Raw genomic sequence first — 1,760 nt, 5'->3', positions numbered from 1 at the left:
TCGGGGACGCCTCCGAACGCGCCCCGCGCGTTCTCGGCTCCAATCGCTCGGCCACCCGCCCCCCTGGTGCGGGAGCCTTCGGCTCCATCGTCGAGGGGGCGGGTACCCGGCCTCGTCGATCAGGCCCCGAGAGGGAGGTCGGCCCGCCGAGCGAGGAAGAGCGCGGAGAGTCCGGGCGGCTTCCCCGATCAACGATGCCTTCAGAGTCGCCTACCAGGTACACTGTTTCGCGGTTCTGGGTTCTGTACCAGGTACGCTTCGCGGGGGGATAAGGGCATCGAGCACCGCGTGACGATCATCGGCGGCGGGCTCGCGGGATGCGAGGCGGCGTGGCAGCTCGCGCGGCGCGGCGTTCCCGTCCGCCTCTTTGAGATGCGCCCCGCGCGCCGGACCGAGGCGCACGAAACCAATCGTCTCGCCGAGCTCGTCTGCTCGAACTCCTTCAAGTCGGAGCTCGTCCCTTCCGCTCCCGCGCTCCTGAAACGCGAGCTCGAGACGCTCGGGTCGCTCCTTCTTCGCGTCGCGCGCGAGACAAGCGTTCCGGCCGGGTCCGCGCTCGCGGTCGACCGCGCTCTCTTCGCGGAGCGAGCGACCGCCGCGATCGAGGAGGAACCTCTCATCGAGGTTCTCCGTGAAGAAGTCCGCGTTCTTCCGCCTGAAGGCTCGGTGATCATCGCGACCGGCCCCCTCACGTCCGAGCCGCTCGCGGACGAGATCGTCCGCGTCATCGGCGAGGGGCGTCTCTTCTTCTACGACGCGATCGCCCCGGTCGTGAGCGACGAATCGATCGACCGATCCGCTCTCTTCGCCGCTTCCCGCTACGGAAAGGGAGGCGAGGACTATCTCAACATTCCCTTGAACGATCAAGAATACGGGACGTTCGTCGGCGAGATTCTCGCCGCCGATCTCTATCCTCTCCACGACTTCGAAGAGAACCTCTTCTTCGAGGCGTGCCTTCCGATCGAGGAGATCGCGCGGCGGGGCCGCGATTCGGTCCGCTTCGGGCCGATGAAGCCGGTCGGCCTTCTCGATCCGCGAACCGGGAAGCGTCCCTTCGCCGTCCTTCAGCTCCGCAAGGAGAACCGGGAGGGGACCGCGTGGAACCTCGTCGGCTGCCAGACGCGCATGCGCCGCGGGGAACAAGAGAGGATCTTTCGCGCGCTTCCGGGGCTCGCGCAGGCGGAGTTCCTGCGCTACGGAAGCCTCCACCGGAACACGTATCTTTGCGCGCCGCGCGTTCTCGGGGAAGGGCTCGCGCTTCGTGCGGATCCGCGCGTCCGGATCGCGGGACAGATCACCGGGGTCGAGGGATACGTCGAGTCGATCGCGATGGGGATGGTCGCTGCGCTCGAAACGCACCGCGCGATCGAAGGGCTGGGGCCGATCGAGTGGCCGCGCGAGAGCGCGATCGGCTCGCTCCTCCACTTCCTCGCGACCTCCGACCCGGACTGTTTCCAGCCGACCAACATCCACTTCGGGCTTTTCCCGCCCCTCGAGACGCGCGTCCGCTCGAAGAAGGAACGCCACGAGCGGATCTTCCGCCGGGGGGAAGGCGCCTTCCGGTCGTTCGCATCTGTTCTCTAGCCGCGCTCCCTGCGCTCTTGGCGGGCTCGTCGATCAGGCCCCGAGGGGACAGCCGCGGGCACGACCGAGCCGGGGCTCCCCGTCGCGAAGAGCGACGGGGGGGCGAGGAAGCTCCTTCGCGCATGCGGCGCGAAGGAGAGACCCGCCGTCCGATGATTCAGAACGCCACCACGGCG

Annotated in this window: 1 protein-coding gene; it reads left to right on the top strand. The window is 68.2% G+C overall.

Annotation, left to right across the window (positions count from 1 at the left end; translation table 11 throughout):
* The first annotated feature begins 276 nt into the window (after positions 1-276).
* Entirely contained in the window at positions 277-1,584 is a 1,308-nt protein-coding gene (gene trmFO / locus FJY73_14395) for a methylenetetrahydrofolate--tRNA-(uracil(54)-C(5))-methyltransferase (FADH(2)-oxidizing) TrmFO (protein ID MBM3321849.1), read from the top strand.
* Positions 1,585-1,760: the final 176 nt, after the last annotated feature.

The sequence above is a fragment of the Candidatus Eisenbacteria bacterium genome (assembly GCA_016867715.1).
Taxonomy (GTDB): domain Bacteria; phylum Orphanbacterota; class Orphanbacteria; order Orphanbacterales; family Orphanbacteraceae; genus VGIW01.
This window is presented reverse-complemented; position numbering and strand designations above follow the sequence as displayed.